This window comes from Pseudomonas sp. LBUM1662, from assembly GCF_059695915.1.
On the sequence record NZ_CP166793.1, the window covers coordinates 3,218,684 to 3,238,870 of the forward strand.

Sequence of the window (20,187 nt, forward strand, 5' to 3'; positions counted from 1 at the left end):
TGTGCCCGGATCAGAGCGGGGTAACGGTGGCGCGGGCCAGTCCACGTTGTTCGAGGAAGCCCAACAGGTAGCGATGACCAAAGGCTTTTGAGCCGGAAGCGAAACCGACCTTGTTGGTTTCACCGTCGATCAGCTTGATCACGCCGGCGGTTTGCAGCGCACCGGTGGCGATGTAGGGCGTGATGCCGTGGACGGTGGCTCGTACGGCAGCCAGTTGACCGCGACCGATGGCGGTGTCGACCGTGCGATGGGTCGTGGTGCGTTCACGTGGCGGCATGCTTGGCGTGGTGGATTCGACAATCTGCTTGAGCACGGCGTCCTGATGCTCAACCGGCAAATGCTTGTATTCGTCTTCCCACTTCTGGCCCAGTGCGTGCACCATTTTCATGGCGTCGTTATCGTAGAAACCGACGGCGGACACGCAGCTGCGCACACGAGGGTCGTGTTCGAAATAGACCGGCAACGAGGTACCGCCCCACGGCAGGGCGAAGACCGGCTGCATGAAGTCTGGCGAGGTGATGTTGAAGGAGGTGCCGATCGGGTGCTGTACGAGCTTGTTTTCCCACAGATAGCACTGCTCGGCGCGGTACAGCTCGAAGATGGAGGCAGTCGAGCCGACCGTCACACCGGCGCCGACGTTGCGCAGGTTGCGGCACAGGGTCGAGGTCTCCAGGGCGTCGATGCCCTGGGTTTCGAGGGCCAGTTCGGCGGCGATTTCGGCAAAGGTGTACATGTAGGACAGCGATGGCGACACCAGCAGGCCGGCTTGGGCATACAGATCGCCAAACTGTTCACGAACCTGGCGCATGTAGCCTTGTTCGCCGGTGGTGTCGAGGTGATGGCAACCCGCCTTGAGCGCCGCTTCAACGGCCGTCAGACCGAATTTCACAAAAGGGCCGACGGTGTTGCAAACGACTTTCGCCCCTTTGAACGCGTGGGTCAGCGCTTCAACGGTGTGTTCCGCTTCGATGATTTCGTAGGTGGCCGACTCCAGGCGGACAACGCGCTGCGCCATCAATTCCTGCACGCGCCCGGCATTACGGGCCACGGCGGTGAATGGGATGTCCTGGTCGATCAACCAGTCCATTGTCAGCATGCCGGTGTAGCCGCTGGCGCCATAAACAACTACAGGGTATTTAGCCATTTCATTTCATCTCTTATTTTTGAAGGGTTGCCGGGGGGAGGTGTGCGGCGGTCAGTGCTGCGACCAGCCTTCGGCGTACAGCTGCTGGCACAGCAAGCCGACGCGCATAGTGATGATGTGGTTCTCGCCGTCTTCGATCAGCGCCGAACGGGCGTCGCGGAACAGCTTTTCAATCGGGTATTCACGGGAAGTGCCCGCGCCGCCGAACAGTTGCAGGGCTTCGCTGACGACCTTCATGCACTCGTCGGTGACGGTCACTTTGGCCGAGGCGGTAGCATAAGGATGGGTGTGCGGGGAGAGGCGGGCGTAGGCCAGCGAACGCCGCGCCACACCACGGGCCAGCTCGACCCGGCGCATCATTCCGCCCAGGCGATAGCGGGTCAGCTGATGGTCGATCAGCAACTGACCGCCTTGTTTACGCTCATGGCAATACTGCAACGCCAGTTCAAAGGCCGAACGGGCGACACCGGTGAACACCTGGGACATGTGCGTACCGGCGTAGGACCACGCCGACGACTGGTTGCCGTAGTACGTGTCTTTCTCAGCGACCGCAAAGCGCCGTGGCACGGTCACGTTGTCGAAATAAATCTCGCCCTGAGGCAGTGAGCGCTGGCCGATCTTGTCCAGCGGTTTGCCACGGGACACGCCGGGCAGGTCGAGCGGGATGATCACCGCCAGGCCATGGGGCCGACCGTCGGCATCGAAGTAGCCATCACCGTAATCGGCGGCGACGTATGCGAGCCCCACCTGAGCGACGGCACCGTTGGACACCCAGGCCGAGCACTGGCCGTTGAGGACGATGTTGTCCTGGCCGACTTTGGCCGTGAGATTGCCCTTGTTGCCGTCCTGATCCTTGGGCCATTCGCGCTTCATGTCGTAGACCATGATGTCGCTGCCCTTGTCCGGATGGGTGATCATCCAGCAGCCGATCTTGCCAGTGCACAGGTCCACCAGTTCCTGGTTGCCGACGGCCATGGCCATCTGCAATGGAAAGCTCGCGGCGCCCAGGGAAACGCCCAGGCCGCCATCGCCCCAGCCCATTTCCTCGCCAATCAGAGATTCCAGTCGAATGGCGACATCGGGTTCGAATTGCGAGAAAAAATCAGGATCCAGCCCCAATTTGGCGGCTTCCTGGTGCACCGTCCAGAACGGCGAACCCGGCGCGCAGACCTCATCGGCGCTCATTTTGTCGAGTTCCTGGCCGATGGGGCGCAATACGTTCTTGGCGAACTGGTGAACGGAATGCTGGACGGCGCGCTCTACTTCATTGAGCGGCGTTTCGAAACCGGTCAGTCCGACATCCGGTAGCTGTAAGGTGTCGTGCAGCTTGATCATTGTTCTACCTCGCTCACAGTTGAAGTCATTCGACTCATCTATCTGCCGGGGTAGGAAAATGACGTGGTTTGAGGTTTAAAACCCCCCCATTGGGGAGGGGGGAGGGTTGGGGGTGATCTACACTTTTTGTTGCTCAACCAAGTGGGGGCGACCCTGTGGGAGGTCTTATGAACACGCTTTCATCCATTAGCCTGGGCGTTCTCTTGTCGGTTTCATGTACGCCGTGCTGGGCCGAAACGGTCGTGGCGATGCAGGGACAGACCTCGCAACAAACCCAACTCGATATTGACGACTGCCATGACGTAGCGCTCAGGCAAGGCACTGCGCCACCGCCTGCTGCGGGTGCAACCGCGGCTGAACAACCCGGGCGCCAGCATGACGAGTTCTATGAGGGGGGCAATGACGCTGCGAAGCTGGCGTATACAAACTGCCTGCAAGGCAAGGGTTATCAGGTGAACCCTTAAGGGCGGCGCGCCTGCACCGGTCTGACGAGTTGCATCCACAGAGCGCAAGTGTTGGTTGAACTACACTTCATGTTGCTGAATCAAGCCCGAAATCAGCCATCGGCGTTTACCCACGCGGTGTTCTTGCAGAGTGACGGGCTGCGCCTGGAGGTGGTTATGAGCAAGGTATCGCCCATCTGCTTGAGCATCGCATTGGCGGTTTCATGCACCCAGGGTTGGGCTGCAACGGTCGTTCCGATGAAAGGGCAGAGTTCGCAACAGACCCAGCTGGACATCAATGAATGCAACAGCATCGCGTCCAGTCAGGCTGCGTCGACGACGTCTCCCTCTGGAGGGCGCCTGAAAGGTGCTGCCGTGGGGGCCGCCGCCGGAGCGGCCGGAGCCCAGGTGCGTGGGAATCAGCGTGACGAGGTTTACGATCGCGTCGATGACGACACCAAGCAGGACTATCGGCAGAACCGCGCCAAAGAGACCGCCGTGGCCGGTGCTGTGGTCGGCGGTTCGCGTCAGCGTCAGGAGCGCCGGGCACAAGAGAAAACCAGTGCCGCGAACACCTCGACGGCGTACACCAGTTGTCTGCAAGGCAAGGGCTATCAGGTTAATCCCTGACTTTCTGCGGCCGCTGCTCGAGCAGATAGACCATCAGGCAGGCATACAACGTGACGGCGAGGAACAACCCCATGCGCACCGCAAACGCGGTGTACACGTCCTTGCCGGCGATGCTGTCCTGAACCGACTGGCCCAACAGGATAATCAGCGTGATCAACGTGTTGAGCCAGAACCCCGGGGTGAACCGGGTCGGGCTCAGGGCATACAGCTTGCGCGCCAGCACCAGGCCGAACAGCAGCATCCACAAATAGAACATCCACAGGTGCACAAACAGGCTGAGGGCACTCCAGAACAGGATCGCCAGCAGGCCGGCAAGCAAGGTCGATCCGACGAGTTCACGCCCGGCGGTGTGGGCGTTGGTCGTGGAGCTTTGCTGACCCAGGCTGACGGCCTTGAGGATGATCGGCAGGTAGCCGGCCGGGTCGATCAACGCGAGCAGGAACGTCGGCAACACGATCAGGGTTGCACGTAGCGCCACTCGGCTGACCTCTTCGGCGGGCAACGTTGGCGCGGGCGGCGGGGAAGGGGCGTTGGGGGGATCCGGGAATAACCCATGACTCAGCGCCACGACCGCAACGGCGAGCAATAAACCTTTGACCAGAGCGCCGATGACCATCGCCGCCAGATCGAATTCGGCGACGCCTGCCGAGGAAATCATGGTCAGGCCAATCACCAGAAACGTCACGATCAGAGCATTGCCGCCGCGCAGACCGAAACGGAACACCAGGAACAGGCTCAAGCCGATCAGCAGTACGCCAGTGACGGGGTAATAACGCAGGATCGGGATCAACAACAGGCCGAGGCCCGTGGTCAACATCGCGGCCAGTGCGAGCACCACCGCAGCCTTGAATGGCAACGGGCGATTGATCGAGGCCAACAGGATCAGGCACAGCACCGGCGCCAGAAAAGGAATGGGCAACCCGAGGCCGAAGCTCGCGGCAAGGCACAACGCCGTGCCCGTGGCGAGGCGCAATGCGCGCTGTTCCCGGGGCGTGCGTTTAGTAGGCATAGCTCAGCCAGCTCATGAACCCCACAAACAACCGACCCAACGGGTTCAGCGGATTGCCCTGGGTGGGGAAGGCCATGACTTCGGCCTGTCCGCCGGCACGGATGGCGCGGCTGTCGCGCAAGGCTTTTCGGGCGTCCTCGGAGAACTCGATAATCACCGGAAACCGCTGGGCCGGTCGCAGCCAGTCGCGGCTGTTCTGCACGCTGGGCAAGATGCCGGGCGCGGGGGGCTGCCCCACACTGACCCCGTATCCGACACTGCGCACGCGCCCGCCGAACACTTCGCCCGGCAGCGCATCCAGGACGATCGCCACTGGCGTATCAACCTTCACCAGACCGAGGTTGTTTTCGGTCATGTCCGCGCTGATCCACACATCGTGGATGGCAATCAGGGTCATGACCGGGCCTCCTGCCGCGGCGAATTGCCCGGCGTCGGTGCGCAGGTCGGTAATCAGCCCCGCTGAACGTGCGCGAATCTGCGTGTTGGACAGATCCAGCTCGGCTTTCGAGAGGGCCGTGGCGGCGCTACGCAGCAGCGCGTTGTCTTCTTCGCTGCCACCTTCTTGCTCGCGCGCACGTTGCACTTCGGCGCGAGCGGCCGCGACCTGGCTGACCGCCTGTTCACGGTTGGCGCGAGACACTTCGAGCAGACGCACGGAAATGGTGCCGGGGTCTTCACGGTACAAGCCTTCCAGGCGCTGATTGTCCTGCCGCGCCTTGAGTTCGTTGGCCTGGGCAGCGCGCAAGTTGGCCTGCGCCGAGGCTATGCCGGCGGTGCTGGCGCCGATCTGCCGACGGGTCGATTCTAAGTCTGCGCGGGCGCGGTCGACGGCAATCTTGTACGGCTGCGGGTCCACTTCGAACAGCACGTCGCCGGCCTGAACGTCCTGATTGTTGCGCACGTTGACGCGGATCACCCGGCCGGCAACTTCCGACGCGACCGGAATGACAAAAGCGCCCACCCGCGCTTGTTGCGTGTAAGGCGTGAAACGGTCGGCTGCCAGGTACCACGCCAGGCTCAGGAGAATCACGAGCAGCACCCATTTGATGCCTTTTTTTGCCGGGTCGGCGGCAGGCGGGGGAGGCGTCGGGACGGGCGCCACGGGTACAGGCTGCACGGCTTCACTCATGGCTGTTTACCTTGTGGGGCAAAGGGGTGGCGGGCTCGTTCAGCAGGTCGCCCCAGTCGGTGCGTTTTTCCATCTGCTGGCGGGTGGCTTCATCGACTTTGGGCTGGGCGCTGTACCAGCCGCCGCCGAGGGATTTGTACAGGGCAATCAGATTGCTCACCGCGTTGCTGCGGGCGACCAGGTAGTTGTCCTGCTGTTCGAGCAGTGCGCGCTGGGCATCGAGTACGCGTTGAAAATCCGAATAACCTTCGCGGTACTGCGCGCTGGCCAGCACCAGCGAGCGTTTGGCGGCCACTTCGGCCTCGCTGAGGATGCGTTCGCGCTCCAGCGATTTGATCAAGCCTGTGGCGGCATCGTCTGCTTCGCGCGCAGCCTGGCGGACCTTGTCGCGATACGCCTCGATCAGTTGCTGCAACCGCGCATCCTGGACGCGCACGTTGTTGCTGATCTGGCCATGGTCGAACAGGTTCCAGCGCAGGCTGGGGCCGCCGATCAGGTCCAGGTTCCTGGACGTGCCGTTGAGCGTGTCCGCCGACCAGACGATGCTGCCGAGCAAGGTCAGCGACGGATAGAAGTCACTTTCAGCAACGCCGATCAGTGCCGACTGGGCAGCGACATTCAGTTCGGCGGCACGCACGTCGGGCCGGCGCAGCAGCAGATTGGCCGGTACATCCTGGAGCACGGCGCGATCGACGAGCGGGATCAAGCCTTCGTTATTCACCAGCAGCGGTAACGCACCAGGCGCTTGCCCGATAAGCACGGCCAAGGCATTGCGGGTTCGTTGCAGCTGGTCTTCGAGGGTAGGAATGGTGCTGAGTGTGCCGAGGTATTGGGTTTTGGCCTGTTGCAGGTCGAGTTCGGCTTGCTGGCCGCTGTTGAACAGCTTTTCGGTGATCTCGAAGTTGCGCTTTTGCTGTTTGGCGTTCTCCCGGGCGACGCGCAACCGCGCCTCGGTGGTGCGCAACGAAAAGTAAGTGTCCGCGACCTGGGCGCGCAGCAATACCAGCACGTCTTCATAGTTGGCCTGGGCCGCAAAATAACTGGCGTCGGACGACTCGATGGCTCGGGCGAAGCGTCCCCAGAAGTCCAGCTCCCAGCCAATGTCGAACCCGGCGCTGTATTGCCAGAAATGGCTGTCCTGGGGATTGGTGCCACCGGATTGCCGGCGGTTGAAGTACAAGCTGTCGGCGCTCGCTTGCTGCAGTTGCGGGTACAGCCCGCTTTGCGCAATGCCCAATTGGGCACGGGCCTCCATCACGCGCAGGCCGGCGATTTTCAGGCTGGAATTATGAGCATCCGACTCGGCGATCAGCTGATTCAGCAGCGGATCGTTGAAGACCTGCCACCACTGGCGGATATCCGGATTCGTTCCGCGCTGACTGGCCTGTTCAAGGGCGGCGGTGTTCCACTGTTCGACCCATTTTTCACCCGGCGGCTGGAAATCCGGCCCCAGCCGCACGCAACCACTCAGGCCAAGTGCGCCGAGCAAGAAGAGGTGGCCTGGCAGCCTCAGCAAGGAACGGCCTCGATGCATCGCGTATCGTCCAACCGGGGAAGGTCACTGGAGCATAGCCGTCCAAATGAGCAACCGGCTGCTAAGCTTCTCAAGCATCCTCAAACCTTCTGCGATCACTTACAGGCAGGACACTCATGAGTAGCCCCCAAGGTAATGCTGAGCCCCATTCCGCTGGTTGGCGCTTCAAAGCAGGCATCGCGATTATCTGCGTCATGTTGGGTTCGTGGCTGATGGTGCCGATCGCCGCTGCGCTGGACATTCCAGGCTCAAGAATCGCCGCACTGACTGGCGTTTTGTTCATCAGTAACAAAGTCCTGCTGATCATCGTCATCGCCGTCATGGGCAAGGCCGGGTTCCAGCAGTTGAAGAGCAAGCTGTTCGGTTATGTATCCGGGCTGGCGCCGACGATGGATACCGAAGTAGGTCCGATCCGTCATCGGATCGGTATCGTGATGTTTTGCCTGCCGTTGATCTCGGCCTTTCTTGAACCCTACATCGATACCTTCTGGCCTGGGCTCAGACCTAACCTGTGGCAGCTGCAGGTGCTGGGCGACGCGATGCTGATCGGCAGCTTTTTTGTGCTGGGGGGCAATTTCTGGGAGAAGGTGCGGGCGTTGTTTATCCGCACGGCAAAGGTCGTCAATCCAGACACGGCGTGAGGCCTGCCTGTTAGCGCGAAATGATCCCGTGATCGATTGCGTATTTGACCAGGGCCGCGGGTTTGTCGATGTTGAGCTTGCGGCGGATGCTCAGGCGATGGGTTTCCACCGTGCGCACGCTGATATCGAGCTCGCGGGCCATTTCCTTGTTGTTCAGCCCTTGGGCCATTTTGTACAACACCTGGCTTTCACGGGGTGTCAGCTCGTTGTCGGTGCTTTTGTCGGCAATCAGCCGCTGGGCGATTTCGGCGCTGTAGAACGTGCCGCCACTGGCGATGGCCTCGATGGCTGCAATGATTTCCCGCGACGGAGAGTTCTTCAGCACATAGCCGCTGGCGCCGGCGCGAACCGATTCACTCACGTATTCATTGTTGTCGTACATGCTCAGCATCAGCACCTTCAGCGACGGGTACTGGGCGCGCAATACGCGCGTCAGCTCAAGCCCGTTCATGTCGCGCAGACCGATGTCGACCAGCAACAAATCCGGCTGGCAGCGCCCGACCATCTCGATGGCCTGCGCGCCACTCTCGGCTTCGCCGACCACTTCCAGGGGCGCCATGACCGCGAGCAGTGCTTTGATTCCGTCGCGGACCAGGGAGTGATCGTCGACCAGGGCGACGCGGATCGGGTGAGGCAGGTTCATCGCGGTATTCACTCTTGTTTTATTGGGGCGAGTCAGCGTTTCGTGCCGGGCATTTTCATCGGCAGCAGCACGTCCAGCTCACTTCTTCCTGGCATCGAAATCAGGTCGAACCGACCACCAAAATGTTCGACACGCTCACGGATGTTACGCAGGCCGATGCCCGCGTGGCGACGTTCGACCTGGGCGACGTTGAAACCGATACCGTCATCGACCACCGTCAACCGCACGGATTCTTCCGAGCCGTGCAGGGTAATCGAAACGTTTTTCGCCTGGGCGTGGCGTTCGATGTTGGTCAGGCCTTCTTGCACAATCCGGAACAGCGAAACCGCCGCGCCTTCCACCAGATCGCAGTCGAATTCATTGTCGTCGTAGGTCACGGTGAGACCGCTGCGCTGCTCGAATTCGGCGGCGAGCTGACCGATCGCCGCTGGCAGGCCCAGGGTGTCGAGCAGTGACGAACGCAGGTCGTGAGAGAGGCTGCGAACCTCGCCAATCGCATCGCCGAGGCGCGCCGTGGCATCTTTCAGCGTGCTCAAACCCTTGTCTTGTCCTTGGCCGTTCTCCAGCAGAAGACTGGCCAGTTCGAACTGAAACTTGATGGAAACCAGCACCTGACTGATGCCGTCGTGCAGCTCGCGGGAAACCCGTGATCGCTCTTCTTCCTGCAAGCTGACGATCCGCTGGGTCAGACGCTGGAGCTTTTTGTCCGCCAGTCGATGCTCGCTGACGTTGAGCGTCATGCCGCTGGCGAAGACAAACAGCACCGCCACGAGGGCTACGGCGGCAATCGCCAGCATGGTCTTGCGGATGCCGTGGGCGACTTCGTCACGCGCCTGTTGGGTGGCGCGTTCAACGTCTTCAAGGTAGATGCCGGTGCCGAGCATCCAGCCCCAACGGTCCAGCATCACCACATAAGCGAGTTTGTCGGTGACCTGGCCGGAGGAGGGCTTGTTCCAGGCATAGCGCTGGAAACCTTCGCCTGATTGCGCACTTTTGAGCAGCGCCTGGATCACTGGCAAACCGTGCGGATCCTTCATGTCCCACAGGTATTGGCCCACCAGTTCCGACTGGCGCGCGTGCATCAGGCTGCGACCTTCGCGGTCGTAGACGAAGAAGTAACCATTGATGCCGAAGCTGAGCTTGCGCAGTTCTTCCAGCACTTGTTGCTGGGCATGCGCGTCACCATGGCCGTCGTCGTACAGCGGCGCGATCAGGCTTTGCGCCATTTCCACGTAGTTTTTAAGCTCGGCGCGCTTGCTCGCCAGAATGCTGTCTTCGATCAGCTGCGCCTGTTGATCGCCGAGTTGGCGATTCAGGGAAATCACCAGCGCGCAGATCACCGCGATCGCCAACACCAGCGGCAGGATCCCGAGCGCGACGATTTTGTGTTTGAGCTGCATCTTGGCTCCTGACCGGACCGAGGGAAGGCGATGGCCCGGCATCATATGCCAAAGATACGCGCGTCCAGTAGCGGTGCTGGACGGAATGACCTGCGGCGGTGATGCCTGTCAGTTGAAATGCAAAACCCTGTGGGAGCGGGCTTGCTCGCGAAAGCGGTGTACCAGCCAGCATTGATGTTGGATGTGATGGCCTCTTCGCGAGCAAGCCCGCTCCCACAGGGGGGTTGCATTTCAACCGGAAGATCAGTGGCATCTACGTAGAACTACGTAGGCGCCACGTACGTAGTAACGCGGATTTATTTGTAGACGGCATGCGGGGATATTGGGCCAGCTCCGCACCGCGGACACAATTATAAAAATTACCGCCGCAGTCACTGGCTGTCGGCAGGAGACACGCTATGCCCCGTCTGGCTAAACACCTCGCCTGGTTTGCCGTGGCTGTCCTGGGAGCGTTTGCGCTAAGTGTCGTGGCCCTGCGCCGCGGCGAAGCGATCAACGCCCTGTGGATCGTAGTCGCAGCAGTCGCTATCTACCTCGTTGCCTACCGCTACTACAGCCTGTTCATCGCCACCAAGGTGATGCAACTTGACCCCAATCGCGCCACGCCCGCGGTCATCAACAATGATGGCCTGGACTACGTGCCGACCAACAAACACGTGCTTTTCGGTCACCACTTCGCGGCTATCGCCGGTGCGGGTCCGCTGGTCGGCCCGGTTTTGGCCGCGCAGATGGGCTATCTGCCCGGGACGCTTTGGCTGATCGCCGGTGTGGTGCTGGCCGGTGCGGTTCAGGACTTCATGGTCCTGTTCATGTCCACCCGCCGCAACGGCCGCTCCCTGGGCGACATGGTCCGTGAGGAAATGGGCCGCATCCCTGGCACCATCGCGCTGTTCGGCTGCTTCCTGATCATGATCATCATCCTTGCGGTGCTGGCGCTGATCGTCGTGAAAGCCCTGGCCGAGAGCCCGTGGGGTATTTTCACGGTGATGGCGACCATCCCGATTGCGATGTTCATGGGCATTTACATGCGCTACATCCGCCCGGGCCGCATTGGTGAAATTTCCATCGTCGGCGTGTTGTTGCTGCTGGGTTCGATCTGGCTCGGTGGGCAGATTGCTGCTGACCCGGTCTGGGCCAAAGCCTTCACCTTCACCGGCATTCAGATCACCTGGATGTTGATCGGCTACGGTTTTGTCGCTGCGGTATTGCCGGTGTGGCTGATTCTGGCGCCGCGTGATTACCTGTCGACCTTCCTCAAGATCGGCACCATCGTGGCCTTGGCGATCGGCATTCTGGTCACCATGCCCGATCTGAAAATGCCGGCACTGACCCAGTTCATCGACGGCACTGGCCCGGTGTGGAAAGGCGGGTTGTTCCCGTTCCTGTTCATCACCATCGCCTGTGGCGCGGTTTCCGGTTTCCACGCGCTGATTGCTTCCGGCACTACGCCGAAACTGTTGGCCAGCGAAGGCCATGCCCGTTACATCGGTTACGGCGGCATGCTGATGGAATCCTTCGTCGCCATCATGGCGATGGTCGCGGCTTCGGTGATTGAGCCTGGCGTGTATTTCGCCATGAACAGCCCGGCGGCGCTGGTTGGCTCCGATGCTGTTTCGGTCGCTCAGACCGTCAGCAGCTGGGGTTTTGCAATCACCCCGGAAGCGCTGCAAGCGGTGGCCAAGGACATCGGCGAAACCACCATCCTGGCCCGTGCCGGTGGTGCACCGACCTTGGCAGTCGGCATCGCGCAGATCCTGCACCACGTTCTGCCGGGTGAAAACACCATGGCGTTCTGGTACCACTTCGCGATCCTGTTTGAAGCATTGTTCATCCTGACCGCAGTCGACGCCGGTACCCGTGCCGGACGTTTCATGCTGCAGGACCTGCTCGGCTCATTCGTGCCGTCCCTCAAGCGCACCGAATCCTGGACCGCCAACCTGATCGCCACCGCCGGTTGTGTGGCGATGTGGGGTTATCTGTTGTACCAGGGGGTGATCGATCCACTGGGCGGCATCAACACCTTGTGGCCATTGTTCGGTATCTCCAACCAGATGCTCGCCGGTATCGCGCTGATGTTGGCGACCGTCGTGCTGATCAAAATGAAACGCCAGCGCTACGTCTGGGTGACCATGTTGCCAGCCGTATGGCTGCTGATCTGCACCACCACCGCAGGCTTCATCAAGCTGTTCGACGCCAACCCGGCCATCGGTTTCCTGGCCCTGGCCAAGAAGTACAGCGACGCGCTGGCCAACGGTCAGATCCTCGCTCCGGCGAAAAGCATCGATCAGATGCACCACGTGATCTACAACGCCTACACCAACGCAACTCTGACGGCGCTGTTCCTGCTGGTGGTCTTCAGCATTCTGTTCTTTGCACTCAAGGTCGGCATTGCCGCCTGGGGCACCAAGGAGCGTACGGATAAAGAAGCGCCATTCCAGGCAATGCCGCAGGTTCGATAGAGGAGGGCGCTAATGTTCAATGACCTGAGTCGTCTCGGCAAATACCTCGGTCAGGCCGCGCGCCTGATGGTCGGCATGCCGGACTACGACACCTACGTCGAACATATGCAGAGCAAACACCCGGACAAACCGGTGATGAGCTATGAGGTGTTCTTCCGGGAACGCCAGGAGGCGCGTTACGGCAGCAAGGCCGGGCCGAAGTGCTGTTGACCTGCTGAGTCAGTCATGATGTGAAGCAAAACCTGTGGGAGCGGGCTTGCTCGCGAAGAGGTCGTATCAATCGACATTAATGTTGAGTGACACACCGCATTCGCGAGCAAGCCCGCTCCCACATTTGTTTTGTGTTCCTCCTGCCAGCCTGTAAATCCTGACCCATCGACTAAACTCATCGGTCACATCGACTGTGAGGGTTGGGTCATGTCCAAGGACAAGAAGCGCTCCAAAAAAGGCAACACCACCGACGTCGAGAAGATGTCAAACAAGGACTACCTGAGCGAACTGCGCCGGCTGCATGTCGAGGTCGTGAAGCTGCAGGAGTGGGTCAAGCAGAAGGGCATCAAGATCTGCATTGTCTTCGAGGGGCGCGACGGGGCAGGCAAGGGCGGGACCATCAAGGCCCTGACCGAGCGCGTCAGCCCGCGGATCTTCCGGGTGGTTGCGTTGCCTGCACCGACCGACCGGGAAAAAAGCCAGATGTATGTGCAACGCTACCTGCCGTATCTGCCGGCGGCGGGCGAAGTGGTGATCTTCGATCGCAGTTGGTACAACCGCGCCGGCGTCGAGCGGGTGATGGGGTTCTGCACCAAAGAGCAGGTCGCCGGTTTCCTCAAGGCCATCCCTCTGGTGGAGCGCGCCATCGTCGACTCGGGCGTTATCCTGCTTAAGTACTGGCTGGAAGTAAGCCCGGAGGAACAGACCCGTCGGCTTGAGCAACGCATCAAGGATGGGCGCAAGATCTGGAAACTCACCGCCATGGACCTGAAGTCCTACAGCCGTTGGTATGACTACTCCCGCGCACGCGATGACATGTTCAAGTCGACGGATACCGGACATGCCCCGTGGCTGGTGGCCAACTCCAATGACAAGCGGCGGGCTCGCCTGAACATTCTCACCGATTTGCTCAGCCGTATTCCCTATGAGGAGGTGCCGCGCGAGAAAGTGAAGCTGCCCAAACGGCAGCGGCCGGGGGGGTATCGCGAGTCGGATTACCCGCTCAAACGGGTCGCTGAGAAGTTCTGACAATTGTCATGAAATGAAAAGTCATTGTCGTCCGGCGAAAACTTGTTGGGGCAAACCCGTAGGTTTGCACTAAAGCGAATAAAACGATTGAAAAAAACTTATATAAGCTTTAAACGGGAAGCTCATTGGCCTATTGCTAGAAAACAATAAATGAGTATCGCCAGTTCTTGGCTCAGGGAGCGCTGATGAGTGTTCGTCCATTGACCGACTCCTCGCGGCAATCGATCGATTGCGACGCTGTCGCCGCTCAACTAAAAGGGAGTTCGGAGTCTGTCGGCCTGGATAACGCTGGCAACGACGACGCGGTCGAACAATTGCTGGCCTCAGCGCGCCACTGGGGCCACACCACTGCATGGGTGGTGTACCGCGCCGGTGAACAAATGCATTTGGTCGGGCAGGGCGACTCGCAGGTGCAGTGGCCATCCAGCGTTGCCAATGAAGAATTCGAAGCCTTTTGCCAGACTCGGCATTTGCACCGCTGGCCAACCGGCAGAGGCGAAAGTGTGCTGGGTTGGCTACTCGCGCCAGTCGATGACGCCGAAGAGCCGGCGCTCGCCGAGTTTGCCCAGCGCCTGGGCATTCAGGTGCAGACCAACACCCTGGCCCGTGCGCAGATTACTCAGCGTGTGCTGTATGAAATTACCTACCTCGCCAGTTCGACCCGCGACCGGTTTGTATTTCTGGTGGGGGTTCATCAACTGCTGGCGAGCCTGATCGACGCCGAGAATTTCTATCTCGCGCTGTATGACCCGCACACTGGCAAGATCGACTACCCGTACTACGTCGACATCATCGACGTTGATGCCGTGGAGGCCGAGCACTACGAATACCTCGACGCCTCGCACTTGTCGTTGACCGGCCAGGTGTTGACCACGGGCCAGCCGTTACTGATTGATGCCGCCGGCATTCGCGCAGCCCAGGCCGAGGGCCGCTTCTACTGCGTGGGGGATCGTCCCGAGTTCTGGATGGGCGCACCGTTGAAAAACGCTTCGGATGACGTGTTTGGCATGCTGGCGATGCAGGTCTATGACGTTTCCCGTACCTACAGTGCTGAAGATCGCGCGCTGTTTCTGGTGGTGGCCCGCCACGTGGCCATGGCGCTGGACCGGATTCTGCACCGCGAGAACCTGGAAGGGATCGTCATGCGCCGCACCCTGGAACTCTCGGCACTCAATGATGCATTGAGGCAGGAAGTGGCAGAGCGAGAGCGCGCCGAGCATTTGCAGAGCGCGCTGTTCCAGATTGCCGAACTGTCGAGCCAGCCTGGCGATATGGCCGAGCTGTTTGAAACCTTGCATGGCATCGTCGGCGATTTGCTGTTCGCGCAGAACTTCTACATCGCACTGTTCGACGACGCCACCGGTGAAGTGACCTTTCCTTATTATGTCGATGAGCGCCAGACGACGTGTCCGAAGGCCCGACGTGGTCGCCGGGGCTTGACCGAGTACGTCATCCGTCAGCGTCGACCTTGCCTGATTGACGCCGGCGAGGCTGAGCGATTGGCCGCGCAGGGTGAAATCGAATTGGGCCATGAGTCTGTCCGATCCTACTCCTGGCTGGGCATTCCGTTGTTCGATGGCGATGTCGTGCGTGGCGTGCTGGCGGTGCAAAGCTATACCTCGCAGGTGCGTTATAGCCAGCGTGACCAGGAATTGCTGACGTTCGTGTCGCGGCACATTGATACCGCGTTGTCGCGCCGCACGGCCGCCGAAGCGATCCACGCTGCCAATCTCAAACTCGAAGCCCGGGTGCAGAACCGGACCCGTGAACTCGATCACGCCAACGCCAAGTTGCAGCACGAAAACTCCCACGATGCGTTGACCGGGCTGCCGAATCGTACCTACCTGCAACAGCACCTCAATCAGGCCTGGTCGCGATTCGGCAGTGAAGGCGGGCACTTGGCGGTGATGTTCATCGACCTTGATCGTTTCAAAATGGTCAACGACAGCCTCGGCCACCATTTTGGCGATCTGCTGTTGATGCAAGCCGCCCACCGTTTACGCAGTTGCCTGCGCGACACCGACATGCTCGCGCGACTGGGGGGCGATGAATTTTCGGTTCTCGCTCCCGAGGCGCCGCTGGACGTGCTGATCGAGATCGCCGAACGGATTCTGGTGGCGTTTGACCTGCCGTTTTTCATCAATGGCCATGAAGTTTTTTCGTCCTGCAGCATCGGCATTGTCAGCGCCGACAGTCAGTTCCATCACGAGCCAGCCGACTTGCTGCGCGATGCCGATGCGGCGATGTACAGGGTCAAAAGTGCCGGTCGCGACAGCTACGCGGTGTTTAACCAGGAAGTGCGCCGTGAAGTCTCGGACCAGATGGAGCGAGAAGGGGCCTTGCGCAATGCGCTCAAACGTACCGATGAGCTGCTGCCCTATTTCCAGCCGATTGTCAGCGTCGAAAGCGGCGAACTGTTGGCCCTTGAAGCGTTGATCCGCTGGCATCAGCCGGGCGGCCGAGTGATCGCGCCGGGTGAGTTTTTGCCGAATGTCGAGGGTTTGCGTCTGATCGGTCGACTGGACCTGTACATGCTCACCAGCGTCGCAGTGATCCTCGCCCAACCCCAGCACGCCAATTGGCCTGCGGTGCACGTCAATTGCTCCAGTTACAGCATGACGCGCCCGGATTTCGCCAGTGATGTGCTTGCACTGTTGGCGCTGCACCAGGTCGCACCATCGCGTATTTGTCTGGAGTTGACTGAAGGAGCATTGGTGGCCGAGCCAGCTATTGCCCGGCAGAACATGCAGCAATTGGCCGACAACGGCATGTCAGTGGTGCTCGATGACTTCGGTGCAGGATTTTCATCCCTGAGCTATGTGCATCAATACCGTTTCAGCGGTTTGAAGATCGACAAGTCATTCATCCTCGAACTGACCACCAGTGCCCGCAGTCGCGCGATCGTGCGGGCGATTGTGCGGATGGCCGAATCCCTGGGCCTCAGCGTGGTGGCCGAAGGTGTCGAGGACGAAGCGACGCTTGTCTTGCTGCGCGAAATAGGGGCAGGGCAGGCCCAGGGTTATTATTTTGCCAAGCCGATGGGGTTGCAGGCGTTGTTGGAAACTTCGCTGGTCGGTCGCTAGGGTTGGATAATTTATATAACTAAACTAAACACACATTTAGCGTAGTTATATTTTATTGGAATATTAAAGTTCATAGTCGCTTATGAGAGGGCTCAATCCAGATGGCCAATCCTGTGTTTAAAGCCGCCGTTCCTGACGCAGAGGCATTAATCGCAACACTGGATCTGGAGCCTCATACGGAAGGTGGTTTCTACCGCAGGACGTTCCAGTCGGATCACCACGCCATGGTTGAAACGGATAGCGGCCCGCGCTACTTGATGACGTCCATTTACTATTTGCTGACCCAGGATTCGCCGACAGGTCATTTCCATCTCAACCAGTCAGACATCGTGCATTACTACCATTTGGGAGACGCGATTCAGTACAGCCTGATTTTTCCAGACGGCACATTAAAAACAGTACGTCGAAGTAACTACTGCCTCAACGCTTCCTTTGTAAAACCTTTAGAAATCAGCAGCTTAGTTTTTAAGTCATTTTAAGATCTGACCCAAACCAATTATTTTACTTCAGTATTTCGGAAGTAAAAATGACGTCGCCGTAACAAGAAGAAGTAAAATTGTTGCTAACTAATTATAACGCTAGGTTCAAGGCCGAACTGTGATGTGTGCCTGGTTCGCAAGACTCTATGGCCGTCGAAAATTGACTTTTTATAGTATATCGCTATGTCAGGAACAATAGAAGCTTCGAATTGATCCTTAAAAGAGCCGAAATTCGAACTAGAATTCTTGGAAGTAATTTAATTTCTCTGTAACAGATTCGAGGGCGCTGGTATGACGTCATTGAAAGGGCATCGCCGAAGTCAATTGATGTCTGGCAGAAAGACCAACGGCAAGAACCGAAGCATGTGGATGACCTACAGCCCGAAAATGCACGATGACCTTGTGCTACTGGGGGATCTGGAGTTAATCCATTGGGCTTCCGAGCTTGAAGCAAATCCAAATATTCTGAGCTTCGCATTTGATGAGGAGGTAAGCGTTGACTGGCGGATGGACGGATCAGATGCGTTTGAAGTACTGAGAGTAATTTGGGTTGAATGTGCAGGGGGCGTGATTGAATTTCATCAAATCGATGCTAGCGAAAATTTCGAGACAAATCCGCAAGTTTTGCCCGTCCGCTTTCGGAGCGCAGATCTCATAACGCATCAGGCTCAACTTGTCCGCGTTCCCGCTGCGCGTTTGAAACTGAATTCAAAGCAGTTGAGCTTTTGGCTAAAGGTTGTCGCGTTTGTCTCACAAGTAAGGGATTGCGAGCTAGATTATGAAGCCGGCTTGGTCGCCTCGATGGTCGCGGTAGAAGGCGAGGGCACTATCCGCTCTCTACTGTCGGTGCTCCCGATCCCAGATCCAGCGATTGCATTAGGTATTATATGTAGAAGCATTTTAACCGGCTCGATCCAGGTGAAAGCAGATGCGAAGGGCTTTGGTTACAATACTCCTTGGCGATCACCATGAAAACCCGACGCTCCCGTGCAGAAGTCATTGAGCTCATCAAGGCTACGATGCCCTGGGAAGAAATTTCCTTTGAAGCGCTGTCACCTGATGCATGTCAGTCATATCGGTATAGAAAGAATGCCCTAGACATGTACATGGCTGGAAGATCGATTGCGGACATCAAGCTAGAGACCTCAGTGGATGGCAGCTACATTAGAAAGATGGTAGAGCGGTGTCTGAAGGTCGCCCCTGATGGATTGCCTTACGGACTTCGCGCACTGTTACCAAATTTTGCTATTAAGAGTTATACCCGAACGAAGTCGCTAGGCTCATCAGCTTGGCCCAAAGGGTCAGGCTTGGCAGGAGTTCTCAATCTACTTTTCGAGCGGTATCCCGATCTAAAGCCTTTGCTAGACTCTAAAATACTAAAAAAGAAACTGCGGCATAAATCGAAGTCAGCAAATCATTCATATGACGAATTAAAATCGTCTATACATGAATTTGCTATCAGGCCTAAGGATGTGCATTCTGCACTGATGAAGTATTTGAAAGAGCAAGAACATTCGTCAGTGGAATGGCCTTTAAATACAAAGTATTTCGGGGCACGAACTATTTATGATTATGTTAGGCAAATTCGTATGAGGAATTTTACAAGATCAGTGGTTATTGTGGGGGACAGTGCGGGAATCGCGCATATCCCGTTGGGCACTGGCCATTCATCCCTTACACGGTTACTAGGATTGCTTGAAGGAATAGAGATTGACAGTCACACGCTTGATTCGGAATTCGTCCTCGGGATGCTTAACTCCGCGGGAATTTATAGCTACAAGGAACTAAAACGTCTTCATGTACTCGCAGCAGTCGAGATAGCAACAACTGCCATTCTGTGGTTTCGAGTAGTTTATGGCGACGACGTAACTGACGAAGATGTTGTTGCGTTAATCCGTGAGATGTTCGGGGAGAAACGCCCCGTACCCGAGGAGGTAATTCCTGGCTTGCGCCTCAAACCTGGCGCAGGATTTCCTGCGGATATAATACCTGAGCTTAGGCAAGCGTTACCCACATGCATCCATCTCGATAATGCTCTTGTGAACTTGTCTACAAAGGTGAACAGCACGCTCAGAAAACAGTTGGGTTCTTTATTCGAATTTGGCGTGCCCGGACGTTTTGAGAGGCGTCCAAACGTAGAAAACACCTTTGGGCGCCTGACAGCCGATCTTTTCAAGAGACTACCTAGCACAACTGGTGCAGGGCCTGACAAGGGCAGAGCCAAAAAACCTGGCGAAACCGCAAGGCTATTGATGATGGAAAGCAACGTCCTTGAACAGCTTATCTATACTTATTTTGCCAATCATAATTCGGAACCGTCTCAAGGGCTGGGATACCAATCCCCACTGAATGCGCTGGAACAACTTATTGGGATGGATGACGGGCATTTTATTCCAAGACTTCCCCCGATTGAAAAGAAAAAGTCAATAGGCATGGTCCACGTTAAAGAGTGGTGTTTCGTTAGAGCTAATTTAAAGAAAGGACTGAGGCCTTACGTAAATTTCGAGAGTGCCAGATATAGCTCAGGGCGATTGAGAAGCGCGCCTTCCGCGATCGGCAAGAAGATTATTATCGAAGTTGATGAGCGCGACATTCGTGTTATTCATGCATTCCTTGAAACTGGGGAGCCTCTTGGCCCTCTTACAGTCCTAGGTGCGTGGAATCTACGTCCACACAGCCGCAAGCTTCGCAAAGAAATTAACTCACTAAAATATAAAAAAATTCTTTGGTATGTACAAGGTGAATGTCCGGTAGATGCCTATATGCGATATTTAGAGAGAAAGCTTCAGGCAGCAGAGGCCGAAAAAAAGCAAGATAGATCCTCTGCATCTAAACTTGACAGGCTCAAGCGCGAGATTACGAGCGGATCGACGGAAGATGAGTGGGACGATGAATCTACATCACAACGATTTGAGACTTTCATTTCATCTAAGCCTGTTGAGCCAACACCACATCGAGATTATACAGTTCCAGCAAGCACTATAGATCTTATTGCTTTGGTCAAAAAGCTCTAAGGTGG

Annotated in this window: 16 protein-coding genes and 1 pseudogene; 10 read left to right on the forward strand and 7 right to left on the reverse strand. The window is 57.9% G+C overall.

From position 1 onward, the window contains the following. Nucleotides 1-10: 10 nt before the first annotated feature. Both ACA049_RS14550 and ACA049_RS14555 read right to left on the reverse strand, forming a co-directional pair. Nucleotides 11-1,144, reverse strand: a complete 1,134-nt coding sequence (locus ACA049_RS14550) for a saccharopine dehydrogenase family protein (RefSeq protein ID WP_497336517.1) — start codon at nucleotides 1,142-1,144, stop codon at nucleotides 11-13. Nucleotides 1,145-1,195: 51 nt separating this feature from the next. Then, nucleotides 1,196-2,479 (reverse strand): acyl-CoA dehydrogenase family protein, encoded by a 1,284-nt coding sequence (locus tag ACA049_RS14555; RefSeq protein WP_497336519.1) that lies wholly within the window; start codon nucleotides 2,477-2,479, stop codon nucleotides 1,196-1,198. 167 nt (nucleotides 2,480-2,646) lie between these two features. Between ACA049_RS14555 and ACA049_RS14560 the strand changes: the two genes are divergently transcribed. Together ACA049_RS14560 and ACA049_RS14565 are read left to right on the forward strand one after the other, a co-directional pair. After that, the gene (locus tag ACA049_RS14560; protein ID WP_497336521.1) at nucleotides 2,647-2,943 is read left to right on the forward strand and encodes a hypothetical protein; all 297 of its coding nucleotides are present in this window, start codon (nucleotides 2,647-2,649) and stop codon (nucleotides 2,941-2,943) included. Nucleotides 2,944-3,099: 156 nt separating this feature from the next. Next, nucleotides 3,100-3,552 (forward strand): hypothetical protein, encoded by a 453-nt coding sequence (locus ACA049_RS14565; protein WP_497336523.1) that lies wholly within the window; start codon nucleotides 3,100-3,102, stop codon nucleotides 3,550-3,552. Here the strand turns inward: ACA049_RS14565 and ACA049_RS14570 are convergent. The 3 genes from ACA049_RS14570 to ACA049_RS14580 are packed head-to-tail and all read right to left on the reverse strand — an operon-like array spanning nucleotide 3,542 to nucleotide 7,224. Continuing rightward, the gene (locus ACA049_RS14570) at nucleotides 3,542-4,561 is read right to left on the reverse strand and encodes a DUF2955 domain-containing protein (RefSeq protein WP_497336525.1); all 1,020 of its coding nucleotides are present in this window, start codon (nucleotides 4,559-4,561) and stop codon (nucleotides 3,542-3,544) included. The two genes, ACA049_RS14565 and ACA049_RS14570, sit on opposite strands and share 11 nt — an antisense overlap. Then, the gene (locus ACA049_RS14575; protein ID WP_497336527.1) at nucleotides 4,551-5,690 is read right to left on the reverse strand and encodes an HlyD family secretion protein; all 1,140 of its coding nucleotides are present in this window, start codon (nucleotides 5,688-5,690) and stop codon (nucleotides 4,551-4,553) included. The genes ACA049_RS14570 and ACA049_RS14575 overlap by 11 nt, the downstream gene beginning before the upstream one ends. Beyond that, nucleotides 5,683-7,224 (reverse strand): efflux transporter outer membrane subunit, encoded by a 1,542-nt coding sequence (locus ACA049_RS14580; protein ID WP_497336529.1) that lies wholly within the window; start codon nucleotides 7,222-7,224, stop codon nucleotides 5,683-5,685. The genes ACA049_RS14575 and ACA049_RS14580 overlap by 8 nt, the downstream gene beginning before the upstream one ends. A 116-nt stretch (nucleotides 7,225-7,340) precedes the next feature. Here ACA049_RS14580 and ACA049_RS14585 point away from each other — a divergent pair, with 116 nt between their 5' ends. Then, entirely contained in the window at nucleotides 7,341-7,865 is a 525-nt protein-coding gene (locus tag ACA049_RS14585; RefSeq protein ID WP_497336531.1) for a transporter suffix domain-containing protein, read from the forward strand. Between the two features lie 10 nt (nucleotides 7,866-7,875). On the opposite strand, the gene ACA049_RS14590 is transcribed toward ACA049_RS14585, so the two are convergent. Both ACA049_RS14590 and ACA049_RS14595 read right to left on the reverse strand, forming a co-directional pair. Further along, a complete protein-coding gene (locus ACA049_RS14590) occupies nucleotides 7,876-8,508 on the reverse strand; it encodes a response regulator (protein ID WP_497336533.1) in 633 nt (210 codons plus the stop codon). A 32-nt stretch (nucleotides 8,509-8,540) separates the two neighbouring features. Further along, the gene (locus ACA049_RS14595) at nucleotides 8,541-9,908 is read right to left on the reverse strand and encodes a cache domain-containing protein (protein WP_497336535.1); all 1,368 of its coding nucleotides are present in this window, start codon (nucleotides 9,906-9,908) and stop codon (nucleotides 8,541-8,543) included. A gap of 398 nt (nucleotides 9,909-10,306) precedes the next feature. Between ACA049_RS14595 and ACA049_RS14600 the strand changes: the two genes are divergently transcribed. The 7 genes and pseudogenes from ACA049_RS14600 (at nucleotide 10,307) to ACA049_RS14630 (ending at nucleotide 20,182) form a co-directional block, all read left to right on the forward strand. Beyond that, nucleotides 10,307-12,367, forward strand: coding sequence for a carbon starvation CstA family protein (locus tag ACA049_RS14600; protein WP_497336537.1), 2,061 nt, complete (start codon nucleotides 10,307-10,309; stop codon nucleotides 12,365-12,367). 12 nt (nucleotides 12,368-12,379) lie between these two features. Beyond that, the gene (locus tag ACA049_RS14605; RefSeq protein WP_109631600.1) at nucleotides 12,380-12,577 is read left to right on the forward strand and encodes a YbdD/YjiX family protein; all 198 of its coding nucleotides are present in this window, start codon (nucleotides 12,380-12,382) and stop codon (nucleotides 12,575-12,577) included. Nucleotides 12,578-12,784: 207 nt separating this feature from the next. Beyond that, a complete protein-coding gene (gene ppk2 / locus ACA049_RS14610) occupies nucleotides 12,785-13,606 on the forward strand; it encodes a polyphosphate kinase 2 (protein WP_497336539.1) in 822 nt (273 codons plus the stop codon). Between the two features lie 185 nt (nucleotides 13,607-13,791). After that, entirely contained in the window at nucleotides 13,792-16,689 is a 2,898-nt protein-coding gene (locus ACA049_RS14615; RefSeq protein WP_497336541.1) for a sensor domain-containing phosphodiesterase, read from the forward strand. Nucleotides 16,690-16,790: 101 nt separating this feature from the next. Further along, nucleotides 16,791-17,090 (forward strand): annotated as a pseudogene (locus ACA049_RS14620) (cupin domain-containing protein); the annotation flags it as partial. Nucleotides 17,091-17,459: 369 nt separating this feature from the next. Beyond that, nucleotides 17,460-18,140 carry a hypothetical protein gene (locus ACA049_RS14625; protein ID WP_497336543.1) on the forward strand — a complete coding sequence of 227 codons (681 nt, stop codon included), beginning with the start codon at nucleotides 17,460-17,462 and terminating at the stop codon, nucleotides 18,138-18,140. After that, entirely contained in the window at nucleotides 18,137-20,182 is a 2,046-nt protein-coding gene (locus ACA049_RS14630) for a hypothetical protein (protein ID WP_497336545.1), read from the forward strand. The genes ACA049_RS14625 and ACA049_RS14630 overlap by 4 nt, the downstream gene beginning before the upstream one ends. Nucleotides 20,183-20,187 lie beyond the last annotated feature (5 nt).

What these genes read in the sequence shown, in the direction of transcription:
- ACA049_RS14550 (WP_497336517.1), bottom strand. Translation starts at nt 1,144, where the DNA reads ATGGCTAAATACCCTGTAGTTGTTTATGGCGCCAGCGGCTACACCGGC.
- ACA049_RS14555 (WP_497336519.1), bottom strand. Translation starts at nt 2,479, where the DNA reads ATGATCAAGCTGCACGACACCTTACAGCTACCGGATGTCGGACTGACC.
- ACA049_RS14560 (WP_497336521.1), top strand. Translation starts at nt 2,647, where the DNA reads ATGAACACGCTTTCATCCATTAGCCTGGGCGTTCTCTTGTCGGTTTCA.
- ACA049_RS14565 (WP_497336523.1), top strand. Translation starts at nt 3,100, where the DNA reads ATGAGCAAGGTATCGCCCATCTGCTTGAGCATCGCATTGGCGGTTTCA.
- ACA049_RS14570 (WP_497336525.1), bottom strand. Translation starts at nt 4,561, where the DNA reads ATGCCTACTAAACGCACGCCCCGGGAACAGCGCGCATTGCGCCTCGCC.
- ACA049_RS14575 (WP_497336527.1), bottom strand. Translation starts at nt 5,690, where the DNA reads ATGAGTGAAGCCGTGCAGCCTGTACCCGTGGCGCCCGTCCCGACGCCT.
- ACA049_RS14580 (WP_497336529.1), bottom strand. Translation starts at nt 7,224, where the DNA reads ATGCATCGAGGCCGTTCCTTGCTGAGGCTGCCAGGCCACCTCTTCTTG.
- ACA049_RS14585 (WP_497336531.1), top strand. Translation starts at nt 7,341, where the DNA reads ATGAGTAGCCCCCAAGGTAATGCTGAGCCCCATTCCGCTGGTTGGCGC.
- ACA049_RS14590 (WP_497336533.1), bottom strand. Translation starts at nt 8,508, where the DNA reads ATGAACCTGCCTCACCCGATCCGCGTCGCCCTGGTCGACGATCACTCC.
- ACA049_RS14595 (WP_497336535.1), bottom strand. Translation starts at nt 9,908, where the DNA reads ATGCAGCTCAAACACAAAATCGTCGCGCTCGGGATCCTGCCGCTGGTG.
- ACA049_RS14600 (WP_497336537.1), top strand. Translation starts at nt 10,307, where the DNA reads ATGCCCCGTCTGGCTAAACACCTCGCCTGGTTTGCCGTGGCTGTCCTG.
- ACA049_RS14605 (WP_109631600.1), top strand. Translation starts at nt 12,380, where the DNA reads ATGTTCAATGACCTGAGTCGTCTCGGCAAATACCTCGGTCAGGCCGCG.
- ppk2 (WP_497336539.1), top strand. Translation starts at nt 12,785, where the DNA reads ATGTCCAAGGACAAGAAGCGCTCCAAAAAAGGCAACACCACCGACGTC.
- ACA049_RS14615 (WP_497336541.1), top strand. Translation starts at nt 13,792, where the DNA reads ATGAGTGTTCGTCCATTGACCGACTCCTCGCGGCAATCGATCGATTGC.
- ACA049_RS14625 (WP_497336543.1), top strand. Translation starts at nt 17,460, where the DNA reads ATGACGTCATTGAAAGGGCATCGCCGAAGTCAATTGATGTCTGGCAGA.
- ACA049_RS14630 (WP_497336545.1), top strand. Translation starts at nt 18,137, where the DNA reads ATGAAAACCCGACGCTCCCGTGCAGAAGTCATTGAGCTCATCAAGGCT.